A 17988-nucleotide genomic window follows, 5' to 3' on the forward strand; every position below is an offset into this window, starting at 1 on the left:
CCTGCGGACGAACGAATGGGAATGGCGGATCAAATGGGAGAAACGGACACGGCAAACATGCCATGTCCGTCCGTTCATGTTACTGGATATCCAGCATGACATCGTTCCAGGTCTTCATGACCTGTTCGCGGTTCTCAGCGGCCCATGCAAAGTCGTATTTTGCATCCGGAACTTCAGACAGCGGCACGAGGGCAGCATTGGCTGCAACGTCACCACGGATCGGCCGACGACCATGCTTGGCGACAACCTCCTGGCCTTCCTTCGAGATGATAAAGTCGATGAAGGCCTCGCCGTTTGCTGCGTTCGGCGCCCCTTTGACAATGGCCATACCGTCCGGAGCAATTGCGGTGCCTTCCTTCGGATAGACGATATCGACCGGTGCGTTGCCAAGCTTGTAACGAAGCGCGGCGTCTTCGAGGGTAATGCCGATCGCCTGCTCACCATCATTGACGAAACGCGGCACGGCACCGGAGGATGTTGAGAAGACGGTGTTTGCAAGAATGCCCTTGTAAATTTCCCAGCCTTTTTCTTCAGGCTTAAAAAGCTGAAGCACGGTCGATAGCTGAATATATGCCGAACCGGACTGGTCGGCGCGAGCCGATGAGATCAGTCCCTTATATTCCGGCTTGGCAAGATCTTCCCATGACGTGGGCGCCGGGGCACCCTTTAGCGCATCACGATTGACGATGAATGCTGTGACAACAGCTGTAAAAGGGATCCAGTTCTTGCTCGGCGCTAGCGAGGGAGTGATTGCCGAAGCTTCCTTCGCCTCATAGGGCTGGAAGAGATCGGCAGAAAAATCGATGACGGTGCCATCAACACTCCACAGAACATCGGCTGCAGGTTTGCCGCTCTCCGCCTTGATGCGGTTCATCAACTCACCGGAACCGGCTTTGACGAGTTCGACCTTGGTGCCGGTCTTTTTCTCGAATGCTGGCAGCAAATCGTCCATCAGCTGCTGGGGAGCTGCAGAGTAGACCACAACGGTCCCGTCAGCATGAGCAGCCGACAGCGAAGCGAACATAGCCGCACTCGTGGCGAGAGCGGTCACAAAATTACGAACATAGCCCAATATGGCCTCCAGATTGTTTTGGTTCCCGAAAGCGCATGTCGATTTGCCGCGTCCAGTTTGCCTGGATCTATCAATCGTATTCAGCGCTACGATTAATTTTCATTACGTAATTAAATATGTCAAGACTGATTTCGCAAAACTGTCACAATTTGAATAACTAGCTGTTATTGCTAATTTAAAGCCCGCCCACCTCACCGAATTCATGGGGCTCCACGTAAGGGCAAAAAGAAATCAGATGCTACGTCTAGTGAACTGAGCTATGCAAATTGAGAGATGTGAGACAGGGGACAGATTTGATTAACCTCGGCTATAACGAACGTCGATTGATCGAAATGTTGCGCGGCCGCGGCGGCATGTCACGGACCGAGCTCGCGCGGGACATGGACGTCTCCGCTCCAACCCTCACACGACTTACGTCGAGTCTGCTCGAAGAAGGTCTTATTCGTGAGGCAGAGACCCACCGGCCTGGCTCCGGCAGAGGTAAACCGGCTACCGTCCTAACGCTTGATCCCGACGGACTGTTTACAATTGGCGTATACTTCAATCCGGACGACTTGAGGATCTGCGTGGCGGATCTCAATGGCAAGATCAGAGCCGAGATTCGCGAAGATTTGAGCGATCATAGCTTCCGTCACATTATGAACATCGCAGCCCCGGCAGCGCGAGAGGTTGTTGCGACATCAAAGGTCGACAAGCGGAGAATTCTTGGTTGCGGCCTGTCATTTCCTGGACATTTCTCTCGCAACCCGGGCCACGTTTTTCAGATCCCACAGTTTGCTGCCTGGCATGACGTTGACGTAGATAGAGATTTCCAACCGTTTTTCGATCACCCGGTACATCACGAGAATGATGGTAAAGCGGTGATACTGTCTGAACTCTATTACGGCGTTGGCCGTAACCTCGCAAACTTCGCAATGATCTGGCTGACATATGGCATCGGAGGCGGTGTTGTCGTGCAGCGGCATCTCTACCGAGGTAGCAACCGTAATGCAGGGGAATTTGGTGGCCTTTTTCCCAAATCACATCACCGTCCCTCAGGGCAGGACCTCTGCAACCTTCTGGATAGCAATGGCATCACCATTAAGCGGCTGTGTGAAATTGACGAAAGTTACGCTGATCACCCTGTCGTAATGCACTGGTTGGAGCGCGCGACGGATCAGCTTAGAAGCTTGGCGCTTACTGTTGCTAGAACACTCGATCCCTCCACGATTGTTTTTGGCGGGTCGTTGCCGGCCTGGCTCATAGCGGAAATTGTCGAAAGGCTTGGATCGCTGGAAACTCTCGGCGAGGACTTTTTCGTTGAGCCACCGGAAATCCGCAAATCGGAGCTAAGCGAAGTACCGCATTTAGGAGCCGCGACCATTCCACTCTACCGCGCGACGACGCCAAGCTACTACTCAGGTAGAGCCTTGAAAGGTTGGGCGTGATGATATGCGCGGGAGGCGCACACATCCAGCTCTGAACGGAATGGCGACCAGCTTCAATCCCCCGCGAACCATGCAATGCCCGAAATTTCGCTCGATCAGCACCATTGAGTATGAAGGCGCTCAGCCAGCAGTCTTCATGCACCCCTAATCATTCCACCATCAACGCGGATGGCAGAGCCGGTGACATAACTTGCATGTTCGCTGGCGAGGAAGACCGCGACGGCCGCGAATTCTTCCGGCTTTCCGTAACGACCGGCCGGGATTTCGGCGCGCGATGCTTCCTGCACGGCTTCGACCGTGTTGGCGGTCTTCTCGGCCCTGCCGGCATCCAGTTCGCGCACGCGGTCGGTGTCGATCCGGCCAGGCAGGATCATGTTGACTGTGATGCCGTGACGGGCAACTTCACCGGCCAGCGTCTTCGACCAGCCTGACACGGCGGCGCGCACACCATTGGAAAGCGCCAAGTTGGGTATGGGCTGTACAACGCCGGAAGACCCAATGGTAATGATGCGGCCCCACTTGCGGTCGATCATGCCTTCAAGCATCGCATCGGTGACCGCGAAGATCGAAGTCGCCATGCTTTCGAATGCGCTTGTCCAGCTATCTTTCGACTGGCCGACCGCAGGACCAGCCTTCGGCCCACCGGAGTTGTTGACGAGTATATCGACGCCGCCGGCAGCCTTGAACGTTGCGATCAGCGCTGCCACTGATGCGGCGTCGGAAAGATCTACGCTGACCGGAATGAAGCTCTCGGTCTCCTCCATCGCCGAGACATTACGGGCAGCGGCAAAAACCTTGACGCCCTCTGCGGTCAGTCCCTTGGCGATGGCGGCCCCCAGGCCGCGGCTGGCACCGAGAACGAGTGCGGTCTTGCCGGAAATCATAAAGTCCATGGTATTGATGCCTTACTTCAGTTCATCTAGTTTGCGTGTCTGACGCTCGATCAGTCGTTCGACTTCAGCGATGGCCTTGGCATTGAGAGAAGCGCCGGGACGGCGCTGTGCAGCGCTGGTGATGGCACCGCGTCTGGCCAGCACATATTTGCGTATAGCAAGGCCAAGGCCCGGCTGCTGTTCGTAGCGCATCAACGGAAGATAAGCGTCGAACAGGTCCTGAGCTTTGTCATGCTTGCCTTCAACGCAAAGGCGGCAGACCTCGACCATCATCTCCGGATAGGCAAACCCGGTCATCGCCCCATCGGCTCCGCGCTGCATTTCTTCCGGCAGGAACACACCCGCATTGCCGCACAGGATGGACGTGCGACGACGGCCCTTTGCTTCTGCCTCGCGCAGATCGGTGATCTTCTGCAGGCCCGGCCAGTCTTCATGCTTGAGCATGACGATGCTCGGATGCGCCTCAAGGATCACGCCAAGCGTCCGCGACGAGATTTGCACCCCAGTAGACAACGGGAAGTCCTGCAGCACGACGGGCACATCGGCGCCGATGGTCTCGATGACGTTGCGGTAGTAACCGATGATCTGCTCGTCGGTGCGCAGGCTGGATGGCGGTGCGACCATGACACCGGCGGCGCCCATATCCATCACCGCCTTGGTCAGTTCACCAATCGCGGCCAGACCCGGTGCGGAAACGCCAACCACCACCTGTTTGTCGGCCGACCGGGCAATCGTCTGGCGGGTGATGTCGATGGATTCTGCCTGCGTCAGCTTCGGCGCTTCCCCCATCATGCCGAGGATCGTCAGACCATCAGCGCCCTTGTCGTAATAGAAGTCCACCATTCTGTCGACGCTCGCCACATCGATGGCGCCGTTGTCAGTGAACGGTGTGCAGGCAATCACGAAGACGCCCGATGTCTCGTTATTGATCAGTGTCATATCTTGTCTCTCCGAAGCTCAGAACCAGCTGGACGTGCCGCGGGCGACATACTGCCCGTCACCGGCCGCGTTGACGACGTTTGTCCCGTCAAAGGCCAGCTTTCCGCCGACATATGTTCGCGAAACCTTGACGGAGAATTCACGGCCGTCGAAGGGGCTCCAGTTCAACTCGTCATGCGCCTTGGCGGCGTCCCATACTTGCGCTTCAGCCTTCAGGATGGCGATGTCGGCATCAGCGCCAATGCTCAAGGTGCCTTTCTGGGGCCACAGGCCAAAGAATTTGGCAGGGCGTTCGCACAGTTGCTCGACGGTCAACATGACGGCATCATAGCCACGCAGTTCTGCCCCGGTGAAGAAAGCCGGGAGCAGGGTTTCAAGACCGGGAACGCCCGCGCCCGCCTCGAAGATCGATGGTGTGAACTTGTTGTCGATCGGCCAGGAGGAATGATCCGAACTGACGAAAGCCACCCGGCCGGAGATGACGTCGCCCCACAGGGCGTCGATCTGACCGGGGCGGATCGGCGGGTTGACCTTCATCTTAGCGCCCAGTGCCGCGCCGTCGGCGTCAGGGTCGAACCAGAGATAATGCACGCACAGTTCGCCGGTTGAACGGTAACCATCAGAGAGGTAGTTCTCGACGATGTCGAACCCGCGTGTCGTTGTCAAATGCACGATATGCGCATGGGCAGCAGCGGCGGCACCGAGCTCAAGGAACTGCGCTGTGGCCGCCATCTCGGCTGCCACGGGTCGGCTTTCCGAGTGAGCCTCGATGCCATCACGGCCTGCAGCCTTGGCTGCGGCGATGTGCGCACGCACGATTTCCTGGTCTTCATTGTGGACGCCAAGCGGAATGTCAGTATCCGCCAGCGCGTTGAAAATTTCCAACGTCTGGTTGGAAGATATACGCGGAAAGCGCGTCGGGCTGCTTTCAAAGGTCGAAATCTTGAAGGCCACAACGCCACCCGCAATCAGACCGGCGATCTCATCTGTCGACTGGCCCGGCATGACGGTGCCATACAGCGCAACGTTGGAGTGGGCATGTTTGCCAATGGCGGCAATCTTGGCGTTGAGCGTTGCCAGCGAGTTGAGCGGATCGGGATTGTCATAGGGCATGTCGACTATCGTGGTGATGCCACCGGCGACAGCAGACCGCGTCGTAGAGGCAATGCCCGGCAGGCCGCCATAACTGCAGGCATGGGTCTGACCGTCGATGACGCCCGGGATGATCAGATCGTCACCAGCGTCGAAAACCTCGTCGCTCGCGGGCACCTCACCCGTTCCAAGTGCAGCGATCTTCCCATCGCGTATACCGACCCATCCATGCTCAAGCAGACCATCGGGTAAAACTGCAGTGCCACGGATAACGAGAGAAAATGTCATATTTCCATTCTTTCATTGGGTGGAGATTGATCTTTAAAAGGCACAATCATGCGGCAAGGAACGTTTGCACCCTTTCCGGCGCAAGCTCGGAAAACAATTCAGCCGGGGGTGCCTTGGCGTAAATCGACCCGTTTTCCATGAAGACCACCTCGTGGGCAACGTTGCGGGCAAAACTCATTTCGTGGGTGACAACAATCATCGTCATCCCCTCTTCTGCAAGCTCCTGCATAAGATGAAGAACCTCTCGCGATAATTCTGGATCGAGCGCCGATGTTGCCTCGTCGAAGAGCATGACCTTCGGCTCCATCGCAAGAGCACGTGCAATGGCTATGCGTTGTTGCTGGCCACCGGATAACTGTTCAGGCAAGCTGTCCAGCTTGTGCGCCAATCCAACGCGGGCAACTAGACGCCGCGCTCGATCGTTGGCTTCCGCACGGGTGCAAATACCCGAAGATACAGGAGCAAAAGCGACATTCTCAAGAATGCTCATGTTACGGAACAGGTTGAATTTCTGAAAAACCATTCCTGTCTGTCGCCGGTGGTGGCGCAATAATCTCTCACCAGCAGTAACAAGCCTGTTATTGCGCTCACGATGTCCCACAAGCTGTCCACCAACCCAGACCTCACCTGTCGTTGGCCGTGCAAGATAATTGATGCAACGCAGGAGAGTGGTCTTGCCTGATCCGCTGGGACCAATGATCGCCGTGGTCGTCGCCTCGCGAATGGCAAGATCGATATTGTTCAAAATGCCCTGCTCGCCAATTGAAAGCCCGACACCGCGCAACTCGACAGCATGAACAGGGTCCGGTTTTTCTGGCCAGCGTGGTGTGTAAGAATGCGCGATTGCGTGAAGAGAACTCATGCGATTGCCATCCTTCGAGTACAGCGTTTTTCAATTGTGATCAGGAATGTATTGATAATCGCGTAGATTGCACCGGCGACAGCGACCATTAGCAAAGGGTTCTCTCCCGAGTAGATGAAGGCACTGGTAGTGCTCATGATTTCGCTTACCGATATCGCCGACGCCAGTGAGGTCTCCTTGAACAGAACGGTCGTCCGCCCCATAAACGGCGCGGCGGCAATCCTGACGACCTGGGGAATTATTACCTTTATGGCAAAGCTTAGCGGAGGAATGCCAAGCGCATATGCAGCTTCGAACTGGTCCTGCGGAACGCCGTTATAGCTCGCTCGAAATATCTCGAAATAATAGGCTGTCGCAAAAAGCACGAAGGCAATGACAGCAGCCGTCATTGGCGAGATAAACCATCCAAATGCGGTCGATCCATAAAACGCCAAAAACAGCAGGATGAGGGGTGGCGTAGTTTGTGCAAGCCAGCTGTAAAGCCTAATAAAAAGGCGCAGGGCTTTCGGCGCAGCAATATCCGCAACCGTCAACCAGACAGCCAAAAAGCTTGATAGAAATACGGTTGTCACCAAGAGAAACAAGGCATTGAGTGTTGCACTCGCCACTGATGGTGCAAGATTGAGAACTGTTGACCATATAGCGATCATGAGCTGACCTTCTCGCTCGCCCTCGGAAGCAATTTTGCGGCCATTGAAATCGACGCAACGGCTGCCGAAATAACGGGAACGCCGAGTTTCCGCGAGAGACTTTCAGCACCATCTTTTCCTTGCCCGACACCGGCGCCATAAGCCCAGACCAGGATCAGGTCAGGTATGGTTGACCGGAACTCTTCGGCAGCAGCGTCGAGGTTGTTGCCATGACCGCAAAAGACGAGACTAAGGTCACCTGCCCAGGTCTTGGCTGCCCATCCATCCTGTTGTTGCTGGCGTTGGCGGTCTCCGTAAACAAGAAGTCCTAAAGTTGCAGTTGGTTTGGTGGTTGCCAGTAATTGCCCATAGGCAACCATCGCAATGCTTGGCAAGACAACCGGACGGTTTGATCGGAAGCTTGCAGCAGGAAACTCCTCGGCAGCACAAATGATGGTCAGATCAACGCCGTCTTTTACTTCCAGATCATCGATGGCGTCCTGAACCAGCGGTATGAAACTGTCACGGTCAAACCAACGTGCAGTCCAACCCGGACCCAGAGCGCCATGCTCACCCGACTGACGCAGATTGGAGCGAATAGCAGGCATGCCATCTTTCGCAGCCATAGACCCCAGCGCCTCGTGAGAAAGCCCATCAAGGACATGTCTCCAAATAACGCATGCCTTGATACCCGTCTGCTCCAGCAGGCGTTGATGATAGCTGTCCAGATCAAGACGCGGCCCCTGCCCGAGACTAACAAAACCTATTTTCGGTTGATTCAGTTGGCTGGCGCTCATTTTGGGCTCCATCGGCGCACGGAGGCCCGTGCAATTAGGGAAAGAAGACCACCAAGCAGGATATAGATTGCGGCAGTCGATAGCAGGATTTCAAATGGCCGGTAGCTCTCGGCAACGAGTTCGTTGGCCTTGGCTGTGAGTTCGGGGATTGTGATGATCGAGGCGACCGATGTACCCTTCAGGATTAGCGTTGCGTTCGAAAGCCATGTGGGAACGACAACAGGCAATGCCTGAGGATAGATGATCCAAATCCATACCCTCCATGCAGGAATACCAAGCGCACTTGCTGCCTCGTATTGCCCGGGATCAACCGATTTTAATCCTGACCGAAATATTTCCATCGTATAGGCAACCGCCGAAAGCATAAGTCCTGCCAGTGCTGTGACCAGCGCTGGTAGAACAATTCCAATCTCCGGCAGGCCGTAATAGACCAGAAACAGGATCACGAGTGTCGGCACAGAACGCATCAGTGTGCTGCAGGCCTGAATGACGCACGAAAACCGTCCGGGTCTGCGAAGACCGCATACGGCAAGAGGCAGAGCGACGATCGTGGACAAGACGAGCGTAGCTGCTGTCAGCCACGCAGTTGTCCAGGCTGCCCGCAAAAGTATGGGCAGGCTCTCAACGAGAAAACCGAAATCCATGATCGTTGCCCGCTATCAGTTACGACCAATCCAGGTCTCTTCGAGCTTGGCGAGTTCACCACTCTGTTTCAGTCGCGCCAGTTCACCATTCACCGCTTTCAGCAGTTCTGGCTGACTACGGCTAACGATCAACGCATGGGTGTAAGGAGAAACGCCATCACGTTCGAAACCGGGTACAAAAATCTTCAGCGCCGGATCACCGTGAACATGATGGCTGGCGGTGATGTAGTTGATCGCAACGGCATCGATACGACCATTCTTGAGATCGAGTATTTCCTCGGCAATCCCGGGATACGTCGTGACCGTGACGTCTTCACCGAATAAATCGGACAGCAGCTTGCCTTCCTGACCGCCACGCACGACCCCGATGGTCTTGCCCTTGGCGTCACCGACCGCAGCAATCGTTGCACCCTCAGCTTTGACCAACAGGGTTGAAAAATTCTCGACCGTCGGCTCGGTCATGAACAGATCGGGCGATGCGAGCCTCTGTGGGGTACGGGCAGTCGCAGAGCAGATCATGTCGAACCGCCCGCTTTTCAGGCCGGGGATTGTCGCGGCAAAATCGACACGCACGAACTCAGTTTTCAGCTTCAGGCCGATGGCCACTGTGCGGCAAAGCTCCACGTCAAAACCGGTAAGCATACCATCGCCACCCATCGTGGTCATGGGAGGAGCATTTCCGGTCGTGGCAATGGTAATCGTTCCCGGCGAAACAAGTTTGGAAGCATAGGCAAGTTCCTGCGCGCAAGCGGTCGACGCGAGCGCCAGGGACGTAGAAAGAGGAATAGCAAGAGCGAATAGTCGTGAAAGCATGAATGGAGTTCCCTTGTTTTGTTATTGGGGAAAAGCCAGAGCCAAGACCTTTAACGGTGTGCATCTCTTGCTGCATGGCGCCTTCCCGTGACCGGATTGGAGACCATGATCTACTGTGCGTCCAATATTTTCCTTCTATATTTTCATAGGAAAATGCCTATGGTCTGAGCGGGAGGCAACGATTGCTCTGGAGTGCACATGAACCCGAATCTTCGGCATCTGGAAGTTTTCCGGCTTTTCTCCCGCGTCATGAGCGTCACCGAGACGGCGAGGCTCTTACGCATAACCCAACCCTCGGTCAGTCAGGCGCTAAGGGATCTGGAAAACCAGCTCGGGGTTGAACTAATCATTCGTGGGAACGGTCCGCTCAAGCTGACCGCGAATGCAGAGTTGCTACTGAAAAACATGGAAGACGTTCTCGATAATATGCAGGCCCTGCGAGAGCGTGCCGCAAGACTGCGCGGAGAACAGGATAACAGTCTTTCGATTGCAACGGTCCACCCCCTCACTGGATGGATTCTGCCACAGTCTCTGAGCCGGCTGAAGGACGCCCATCCGCAGACGCGCATCAGCATCGAGGCCTATTCCAGCCGTGAAGTTACAAGACGGGTTCAGGATCGTTCTGCCGATATCGGCTTTACCTTTCTGCCTGTCGAACATCTTGACATGGTTGTGAGACCGTTGATGGCAACGGAAATGATATGCCTGATGCCAGCGCATCACCCATTGGCAGGCACTCCAGTGTTGACACCGGAAGCGCTGAAAGACGAAGTTGTGATAACTTTCGGTCAGCAGGTACGTCAGGAATTCGATGTACGCATGTCTTTCGACCGTAACACCAATGAAAGCAGCTTTCTGACCACTAACCTCTCCGTGGTGTCAGCGGACCTTGTAAGGCAGGGTCTGGGCATAGCCATCACCCTACCTTTCGTACTGTCTCCACGCGGAAACGATGATCTTGCCGTCGCCGCCTTCAAGCCGGAGATCCGCAGATCACTGGTTGCTGTGTATTTGAAAAAACCAGGACTTTCGCCTCTGGCCAAATCTTTTCTTACCCAGGTTCGCGAAGAGATGCGTGGTTTCGCGAAACACCTGAACGAACTTGGCATATCCGCAAAACCGAACTAATCCGACATTAGTAATAGCCTATGCCTTTATCCGCGTTTCTTATTGGACATCCCCCCCGCTCCCCTTCAGCTTTGCCACATCAAAAACCGGCATTTCTGAGGAAGAAAAAATGAGTAAACCGCTATGGTCCTATTCCGCATCCGAGCTGCACTCGGCATACAGAAAAGGCGAGCTGCAACCGACCGCCGTTCTTGAAGAGGTTCTCAAGCGCAACGAAACCGTCAATCCCAACCTTAATTTGTTCGCAACGATGGACGTCGATGGCGCAAGAAAGGCTGCGGCTGAAAGCGACAAGCGCTTTGCGCATGGGCAACCACTCGGCGACTTCGACGGTATTCCGGTCACTATCAAGGACAATATCCATGTGAAGGACCTGCGTTGTGCCTGGGGCAGCAATTTATTCCTCGATCAGATTTCGCCTGAAGATGAATTGCCCGTCGCACGGATCAGGGCACAGGGCGCTGTCATTCTTGGCAAGACCAATGTTTCGGAATTCACACTCGGCCGCGGCAATGTCAGCACGTTGGCTTTTGGCACGACGCGCAACCCATGGAACCCGGAACTAACCAGCGGTGCCTCCACAGGCGGCGGCGCTGCTGCAACGGCTTCCGGTGTCGCACCAATTGCTTTCGGAACCGATGGCGGTGGCTCCATTCGCCGTCCGGCAGCCCATAACGGACTTGTTGGCCTCAAACCTTCGACCGGTCGCGTCGCGCGCATCAACGGACTGCCACAAATCCTGCATGACTTCGAGATCATCGGGCCCATAGCGCGCACGGTCGCTGATGTCGCCCTGGCATTATCGGCTGTCGAAGGACCGCACCCGCACGACCGGTCATCCTACGGCTTCACAAAGGGTAAACTCACACCTGCGCGCAAGGGCTTGAAAGTCCTCTATGTCCCACAGCTTGCCGACATGCCTGTTGAAGAACCAATCCGTATTTCCTGCGCCAAGGCCGCCGAAAATCTGGCGTCGATTGGCTTTAAAGTCGAAACCGGCGCGGCTCCCTTCGATGTTGCGCTCTTCGAGAAACATTGGCCGGCAATCGGCGGTTCCGGACTTGCATGGCTGCTGAAAGATACGGATTGGGAAGGTAAAATTGGGACCGCCTATCCGCCGATGATCGAAAAGGGCAAGTCGCTCTCTGCGATCGACTATGTCGATGCACTGATGGCATTCAGGGAGATCTACGCGCAGCTCGCCATCGCATTCGAAACCTATGACTTCATCATGACCCCGTCTGCAGGCGCAATGCCCTGGAAAGCAGAGGAATTCGGACCACCTTATCACCGGGCCTTCACAGGATTCGTGAATTCCGCCGGTCTTCCAGGCATTAGTATTCCGTGCGATCCTGCATCGGATGGCATGCCAATCGGTTTTCAGGTCATCGCACCCTTCGGCGGTGACTGGGACCTGCTCTCGGTGGCCGCAGCTTATGAAGAAGAATTCCCCTGGGCGGCTCGCTGGCCGAATATCTAATCACGAATAAATAGAAGCGGGCGTGGCGGTTTCAGGATTGACCGCCGCGCCCTAGTCCAATTGTCCAGACTGGGCTCAACACCATCAGACCGACAAGCCGGATGAGATGATGCGAACTGACAAAGCTCGGATCGAGGTTGAGGGCAAAGGCAAGCACGGTCATGGCCTCAACGCCACCCGGTGCAAAAGCCAGCCAGATCTCGTTGAATGGCAATCCTGTCAAAAAAGCCGCCATCGCTGCGAAAAAGCCAGCAATAACAATCGCAAAAGCAATGCTTCCAAGTGCCGGCCCGCAAAGTGCTATGATAGCTGGCAGGCTTGTACCACGAAGTCTTGCACCGATGGCAGAGCCAACGACAATATAGGCCACGATCAATATTGGAGCAGGAAGTACGCCTTCGACGATCCCGGTTGCATGCAATGAACCGCTGGCCAGAAGAGCGCCAAGCAAGAGGCCACCGGGAATGCGTAATCTGGCGCAGATGAGACCACCAATGCCGCCCGCCACAAGCATCACTCCGATATCAAATACCGAGGCCAGCCGGATGTCGATTTGCGTAGGCCCTGCCGGACTGACATAGATCAGCAACGGCACAAGTGAAACCAGAACGATTTGCCGCAATGTCTGGCTGATGGTGATCTTGACAAGATCCCCCTTGCTGTCACCTGCAATTGCCAAAACGGCCGAAAGCGCCCCCGGGACAGAACTCAATCGCGCCGATGCCAGATCCCAGCCATGCCGGCGGATGAGATACTGTGTCCCGACAACCATGGTTGCCCCCACCGAAATAGCCAAGAGGGCTATGCTGGCAGGCCACTTTTCGAGTTTGACCAGCATTTCCGGTGTTATGCCGGCCCCCATGGAGGAGCCTAGCAAGATGAACGCTACACCCCGAAATCCATCTGGAATTCGTAAAGGTCTCCCTGCGAACACGGCGATGATGACTGCAAGCATAGAGCCGCACAGCCATCCGGCAGGGAAGCCGGAAAGCTCGAGAAGCCCCCCGCCTAATGCACCTACAGCCAATGTCTCCAACACCCGGACAATCAATTTCCGGTCGAACAAACTCGTACGGATGGATGACATCAGACTGTTGCCAATGCTGGCCAGCGATCAGCCCAGGGCTGAGCCTTCTCGAATTGTGTTGCAAAATCCAGAAGCAGATCATCCGCGCCATAGGCTCCAACAGCCTGCAAGCCCGCGGGCATATTGTTGCTGTTCCAGCCTGCGGGTAGCGAAATGCCCGGATGCCCGCATGCATTCACCCAGTTAGTGAAGATTGCGTGACCACGGGGACCCGCATCCTTGCCGTCGATAACGGGGGGAAACTGCGTGTCTCGCGGCCATGGATGAGCAGCAGAGGACGGCGTTATGACGACATCGAAATCTTCGAACAATTTGCCCGCCGCAAAGCGGAAAGCATTGATCGTTTCAATAAAACCGACATAGTCGCTGGCAGAGAGTTTGCCACCTGCTCTTGCCTGATCTGCAAATGCCGGTGAGACCAGATCGAAGAAGCATGGCATGTCCTGCGCGAGCTTGGCCAATCCTGCATTTGCCAGTATTTGCCAGCCATTTGAGATCGGCCCAAGGTCCAGTGGCAATGATCCACGTGTTATCTGATGGCCAAGGCGTTGCATGACATCAACAGATGCTGAGCATAGAGCAACGATCTCGGGATCGACAGGTGCTTCTCCGAAACGTTCTACAAACAGAATACGCAATGCTTTTGGTTCTTCTGCCTCCAGAGATATTGGCCGGAAACCATATGACCGCTGATCCTCACTGGTTGCATGACCGATCACACTCATGATTACGCGAATATCATCGCTTGTCCGAGCAATTGGCCCAACAACCTCGCAGTCGGAAAGCAGCGGCAACAAGCCATTGTTACGTGGTATACGGGCGATGGACGGCTTCAAGCCAACGATCCCTGTATAACCGGCAGGACGTCGAATCGAGCCGCCGCCATCGGTGCCGATGGAATAGGGCGCTAGTCCGCCAGCAACCGCTGCCACCGATCCACCACTGGATCCACCTGGGGTCAGCGCCGGGTTCCACGGGTTGCCTGTCGAGCCGAAGACCGGATTTCCCGTAAAGCCGCGCAACGTAAATTCCGGGACATTCGTCTTGCCGAGAATAACCGCGCCCGCCTCACGCAAAAGCTGAACGGGCAGTTCGTCGGTCTCTGCGCTAAAGTTTTCAAAAAGCCGCGTACCCCATACGCATGGCATGCCAGCGACCAGGAGGTTATCCTTGACTGCAACAGGAATGCCGTCAAGCGGACCAAGCGGCTCACCGGCGCTCAACCGTATATCGGCTTGCGCGGCTGCACCGCGTGCACCGTCTTTATCCAGATAAACGAAAGCATTTAGTGCAGGATCGATCCTCTCGATCCGCTCAAGATAATGATCCAAGACTGCAATCGCGGTCAGGCTTCCATCCCGCAGGCTTTCACCCATTTCGCGAAGGGTCATGCGATAGATATCTTTGGTCATACTGTTCACTCTGATCTGACGGTTATTGCGAGGCATCGGGTGCAAGAAGACTGCGCAATCCCTCGCCTAGAAAGGTTATTCCAACGACCAGCACGAAAATTGCCAGACCGGGAATGTTGACGAGCCAGGATTCGAAGAACACGAAGTCTTTGGCTTCCGCGATCATCAGGCCCCAAGAACTGTCGGGTGGTCGAATGCCGAGACCGAGGAACGAAAGAGCCGCCTCGAGAAGAATGGCATGGGCCATCTCAAGCGTGCCGACAACAATCAGCGGGCTCACAAGGTTTGGGAGGATTTCACCAGTCATGATGCGGAAATTGGATAGTCCAGCAGCGCGTGCCGCTAGAACAAACTCAGCATTGCGATAACGCATGGTCAGGGACCGTGTCACCACAAGAAACTGATCCCACAGAAAACAGGCGAGAATGAGCATCATCAGAGGCAACGAATTGCCAAGCAGGCCGACCAGCGAAATCGCGGCAAGCATGATGGGAAGGCTGAGGCGGACCGTCAGCAAAAACATGACGGCCATATCGATACGGCCACCAAAGAAGCCACCCAAAAGCCCAAGACCGATGCCCATGACCGCCGAAAGCAGGATGGTACCAAAGCCGATGATAATCGACAGCCTTGCTCCATAGATCAGACGGCTGAGATAATCCCGGCCGAGGTGATCAGTTCCCAAAATATGGTTCCAGTTGCCACCTTCCATGAAGACAGGACGGATAAGGCGGTCGGTCAACGACTGCTCATATGGTGAGTGAGGCGCGATCCATGGTGCTAGGATTGCGACGATGGCAATCAGCCCGATAATGACCGCCCCCGTTGTCAGACCCCATCGACCGACAGGAATACGGGGACCTTTCCAGAGGCGCGCTGTTGGTGTGTTTTCATTCATATGCAGGCGCATGTTTAGTCCAATCTGATACGGGGATCGATCATCACGTTGATGAGGTCGGCCAGAAGCGTCAGGACGACGTAAGCGGAGGACACTGCCAGAAGCGCTGCCTGAACGACGGGGTAGTCATTCTGGTTGATGGCCTCCCAGGTCAGGTACCCGATCCCGTGAATTGCAAAAATATTCTCTACGACAACAGAACCACCCAGCAGGAAGCCGAATTGGACGGAGGCTACAGCGACAACCGGAACCAGCGTGTTGCGAAGAGCATGGTGCAGATAAATCTGCCACGGGCGCAGGCCCTTGGCGCGCGCGGTGCGGATATAGTCGGAGCGCATCACTTCGATCATGCCTGCGCGTGAAATACGGATGATGGCAGGCATCGAGTAGAACGCAAGCGCCATTGCCGGCATTAGCAGGTGCTTGAACGAACCGCCGCCTGAGATCGGCAGCACAGCAAATTGTAACCCGAGCACCAGAATAAGGATGAAGCTGAGCCAGAAAATCGGTGTCGAAACGCCGAGAAGCGCGATGAACAAGGCTATGCGATCCACCATCCCGCCAGGCGCACGACCGGCGGCCATACCAAGAGGAATAGCCATGGCCAGTGCCATGACGATCGCAATGGCTCCCAGTGCCAAAGTTGCTGGCATTCTATCGAGGACCAGTGTGACGACAGGACTGCCGTAATAGAACGAAGTACCGATATCACCCTGCAGTGCCCGAAGAAGCCAATCCCAGTATTGCGCGATCAGCGGCTTGTCCCAGCCATATGTCTTGCGAAGAAAGTCGACATAGTCGGCACCACTTCCCTCGCCTGCAAGTGAAATCGCCAGATCACCAGACATCTTGAGCATCACAAAACTCAGGAAGGAAATGGTCAGCATCACCAGTATGGCAAGGCCTAATCTTCGGGCGACGTAATAAGCCATCTCAGTTCGTCCTTATGCGAAACTCCGCTCCGGCAGTGGTGGCGCCGGAGCGGAAAGATAATCATTTCCAAGTGGCGCGCCAGAATTCGACGTTCTCGTCTCCCGGAACAGGAACCGTCACATCTTTTGCCGTCACATAGTTGACCGGCATGCTGAACATCGGCACCCAATAGGCCTGATCTGCAATCTGCTTCAGAGCGGTTGCATAAAGCTCCTTGCGCTTTTCAGGATCGGCAATCGCACCGGCATCCTTCACCGCTTGCGTCACGACTGGATCACGCGACTGATCATCCGGGGATTCAGCGAAGAAGAACGGCAGGATGGCGCCTACGTCATTCACACCCGCCGAACCGAAGTCATCGATGACGATTGGAGTCTTGTGATCACGACGCTGCTGGATGACGGCCGAATACTGCAGCCAATGAAGGTTCGCACGGATGCCAATGGCACCGAGATAACCGATGATGGCCTCCGCGACAGGGCGGCTGCGATAACCGTAGATATCGATATCGAAGCCATCCGCATAACCGGCTTCAGCCATCAGAGCTTTAGCCTTTTCGACGTCATATCCATATTGCGCGACATCGGCAAAGCAACCAAACTGCGATGGAGTGCACGCCGAAGGGACTGTCTTGGAGGCCCCGCCAACCAGCGACTTTGCCATAGCGTCGCGGTTAACCGCATGAGCGATAGCCTGGCGAACACGAACATCCTTGAGAGGGCTTTTCGCGTCGGAAAGGCCAGCAGCGTCCAGAGTAAGAAAGCCGATACGGAAAGTGTCTGCATTCACCACATCCACCATCGGCATCATCTTCAGGCGATCGGCCTGATCGGCCGGAATGTAATAAGCCCAGTCAACGCCGCCACTGATGAGCTCAGCAACCTGTGTGTTCACGTCCGGAACTGCCCGGTATACCAAGGTCTTGATGTGCGGTTTGTTCTTGCCACCGCCTTCGAAGTAGTCGTCATTACGTGTGAAGATCACATCGTTGCCGCTACCGCCGCTGATCTTGTAAGGACCCGTACCCACAGGCTTTTCGGCAAATCCCTGCAAGCCAACGCTTTCCCGGTATTTTTTGGGTACAATCGGGAGCTGAATAATGTATTCCAGAGCCAGTGGTGTTACCTGCTTGCCAACCACCCGAACCTTGAAAGGATCGACGATTTCGATCTTTTCAATCCAGCCACCGGTCATACGGTTGAAGACCTTGTTTGCAGGCTCGGCGGCATACATGAAGCTGTAGGCAACATCTTCGGCGGTCATCGGATCACCATTGTGAAATTTCACGCCCTGACGCAGGTCGAATTCCCAGGTTTTGTCATCCACCTGCTTCCACGCAGTTGCCAGCAAGGGCTTCAGCTCGAAGGTATTCGGATCGCGATAAACAAGCGCATCATAGGCAAGCAAACCAAGGAGAAATCCCTCGCGGCCAGGCGAATGATAGCGGTCCAGACTTGGGAGCTTGGCCTGGAACGCGGCAACTAGGGTATCGTCATCTTTGCCAGCGAAAGCAGCTACAGGCGTGAAGGCTATGCTTGCGGCAAAAAGAGCAAGGGTACTCTTTCGAGCTAAATTCAACATGGAGTATCTCCGA

Annotated in this window: 17 protein-coding genes; 3 read left to right on the plus strand and 14 right to left on the minus strand. The window is 55.3% G+C overall.

The window, feature by feature from the left end; all coding sequences use genetic code 11:
* Positions 1-79 precede the first annotated feature (79 nt).
* Positions 80-1024, minus strand: coding sequence for an ABC transporter substrate-binding protein (locus tag M2418_RS17535; RefSeq protein WP_259148142.1), 945 nt, complete (start codon positions 1022-1024; stop codon positions 80-82).
* Positions 1025-1365: 341 nt separating this feature from the next.
* Between M2418_RS17535 and M2418_RS17540 the strand changes: the two genes are divergently transcribed.
* Positions 1366-2499 (plus strand): ROK family transcriptional regulator, encoded by a 1134-nt coding sequence (locus tag M2418_RS17540; protein ID WP_259148143.1) that lies wholly within the window; start codon positions 1366-1368, stop codon positions 2497-2499.
* A gap of 134 nt (positions 2500-2633) precedes the next feature.
* On the opposite strand, the gene M2418_RS17545 is transcribed toward M2418_RS17540, so the two are convergent.
* The 8 genes from M2418_RS17545 to M2418_RS17580 are packed head-to-tail and all read right to left on the minus strand — an operon-like array spanning position 2634 to position 9456.
* The gene (locus M2418_RS17545; RefSeq protein WP_259148144.1) at positions 2634-3392 is read right to left on the minus strand and encodes an SDR family oxidoreductase; all 759 of its coding nucleotides are present in this window, start codon (positions 3390-3392) and stop codon (positions 2634-2636) included.
* 12 nt (positions 3393-3404) lie between these two features.
* Entirely contained in the window at positions 3405-4331 is a 927-nt protein-coding gene (locus tag M2418_RS17550) for a dihydrodipicolinate synthase family protein (protein ID WP_259148145.1), read from the minus strand.
* An 18-nt stretch (positions 4332-4349) separates the two neighbouring features.
* Positions 4350-5711, minus strand: a complete 1362-nt coding sequence (locus M2418_RS17555) for a dihydroorotase family protein (protein WP_259148147.1) — start codon at positions 5709-5711, stop codon at positions 4350-4352.
* 46 nt (positions 5712-5757) lie between these two features.
* Entirely contained in the window at positions 5758-6573 is an 816-nt protein-coding gene (locus M2418_RS17560; protein WP_259148148.1) for an amino acid ABC transporter ATP-binding protein, read from the minus strand.
* Positions 6570-7223: an ABC transporter permease subunit gene (locus tag M2418_RS17565; RefSeq protein WP_259148150.1), complete on the minus strand. Its 654-nt coding sequence runs from the start codon at positions 7221-7223 to the stop codon at positions 6570-6572. The genes M2418_RS17560 and M2418_RS17565 overlap by 4 nt, the downstream gene beginning before the upstream one ends.
* Positions 7220-7999 carry an AroM family protein gene (locus M2418_RS17570; protein ID WP_259148152.1) on the minus strand — a complete coding sequence of 260 codons (780 nt, stop codon included), beginning with the start codon at positions 7997-7999 and terminating at the stop codon, positions 7220-7222. Before M2418_RS17570 ends, M2418_RS17565 begins: the two co-directional genes overlap by 4 nt.
* Positions 7996-8643, minus strand: a complete 648-nt coding sequence (locus M2418_RS17575) for an amino acid ABC transporter permease (protein ID WP_259148154.1) — start codon at positions 8641-8643, stop codon at positions 7996-7998. Before M2418_RS17575 ends, M2418_RS17570 begins: the two co-directional genes overlap by 4 nt.
* Positions 8644-8658: 15 nt before the next feature.
* Positions 8659-9456 (minus strand): ABC transporter substrate-binding protein, encoded by a 798-nt coding sequence (locus M2418_RS17580; RefSeq protein WP_259148156.1) that lies wholly within the window; start codon positions 9454-9456, stop codon positions 8659-8661.
* A 198-nt stretch (positions 9457-9654) separates the two neighbouring features.
* On the opposite strand from M2418_RS17580, the gene M2418_RS17585 reads away from it, so the two are divergent.
* Positions 9655-10584 (plus strand): LysR family transcriptional regulator, encoded by a 930-nt coding sequence (locus tag M2418_RS17585; protein ID WP_192489965.1) that lies wholly within the window; start codon positions 9655-9657, stop codon positions 10582-10584.
* A 109-nt stretch (positions 10585-10693) separates the two neighbouring features.
* Complete coding sequence (locus M2418_RS17590) at positions 10694-12064, plus strand: amidase (protein ID WP_259148158.1); 1371 nt, start codon at positions 10694-10696, stop codon at positions 12062-12064.
* Between the two features lie 31 nt (positions 12065-12095).
* Here M2418_RS17590 and M2418_RS17595 read toward each other — a convergent pair whose 3' ends face one another.
* The 5 genes from M2418_RS17595 to M2418_RS17615 all read right to left on the minus strand — a co-directional run bounded on the left by M2418_RS17595 (position 12096) and on the right by M2418_RS17615 (position 17975).
* Positions 12096-13151, minus strand: a complete 1056-nt coding sequence (locus M2418_RS17595; protein ID WP_259148159.1) for an AbrB family transcriptional regulator — start codon at positions 13149-13151, stop codon at positions 12096-12098.
* Positions 13151-14563: an amidase gene (locus tag M2418_RS17600; protein WP_259148160.1), complete on the minus strand. Its 1413-nt coding sequence runs from the start codon at positions 14561-14563 to the stop codon at positions 13151-13153. The genes M2418_RS17595 and M2418_RS17600 overlap by 1 nt, the downstream gene beginning before the upstream one ends.
* Positions 14564-14585: 22 nt before the next feature.
* Positions 14586-15473, minus strand: coding sequence for an ABC transporter permease (locus M2418_RS17605; protein WP_259148162.1), 888 nt, complete (start codon positions 15471-15473; stop codon positions 14586-14588).
* Positions 15474-15475: 2 nt separating this feature from the next.
* Positions 15476-16393 carry an ABC transporter permease gene (locus M2418_RS17610; RefSeq protein ID WP_259148163.1) on the minus strand — a complete coding sequence of 306 codons (918 nt, stop codon included), beginning with the start codon at positions 16391-16393 and terminating at the stop codon, positions 15476-15478.
* Positions 16394-16454: 61 nt separating this feature from the next.
* Complete coding sequence (locus tag M2418_RS17615) at positions 16455-17975, minus strand: ABC transporter substrate-binding protein (RefSeq protein WP_259148164.1); 1521 nt, start codon at positions 17973-17975, stop codon at positions 16455-16457.
* Positions 17976-17988 lie beyond the last annotated feature (13 nt).

Source organism: Rhizobium sp. BIGb0125, assembly GCF_024810055.1.
In the GTDB taxonomy this organism is placed as follows: Bacteria; Pseudomonadota; Alphaproteobacteria; order Rhizobiales; family Rhizobiaceae; genus Agrobacterium.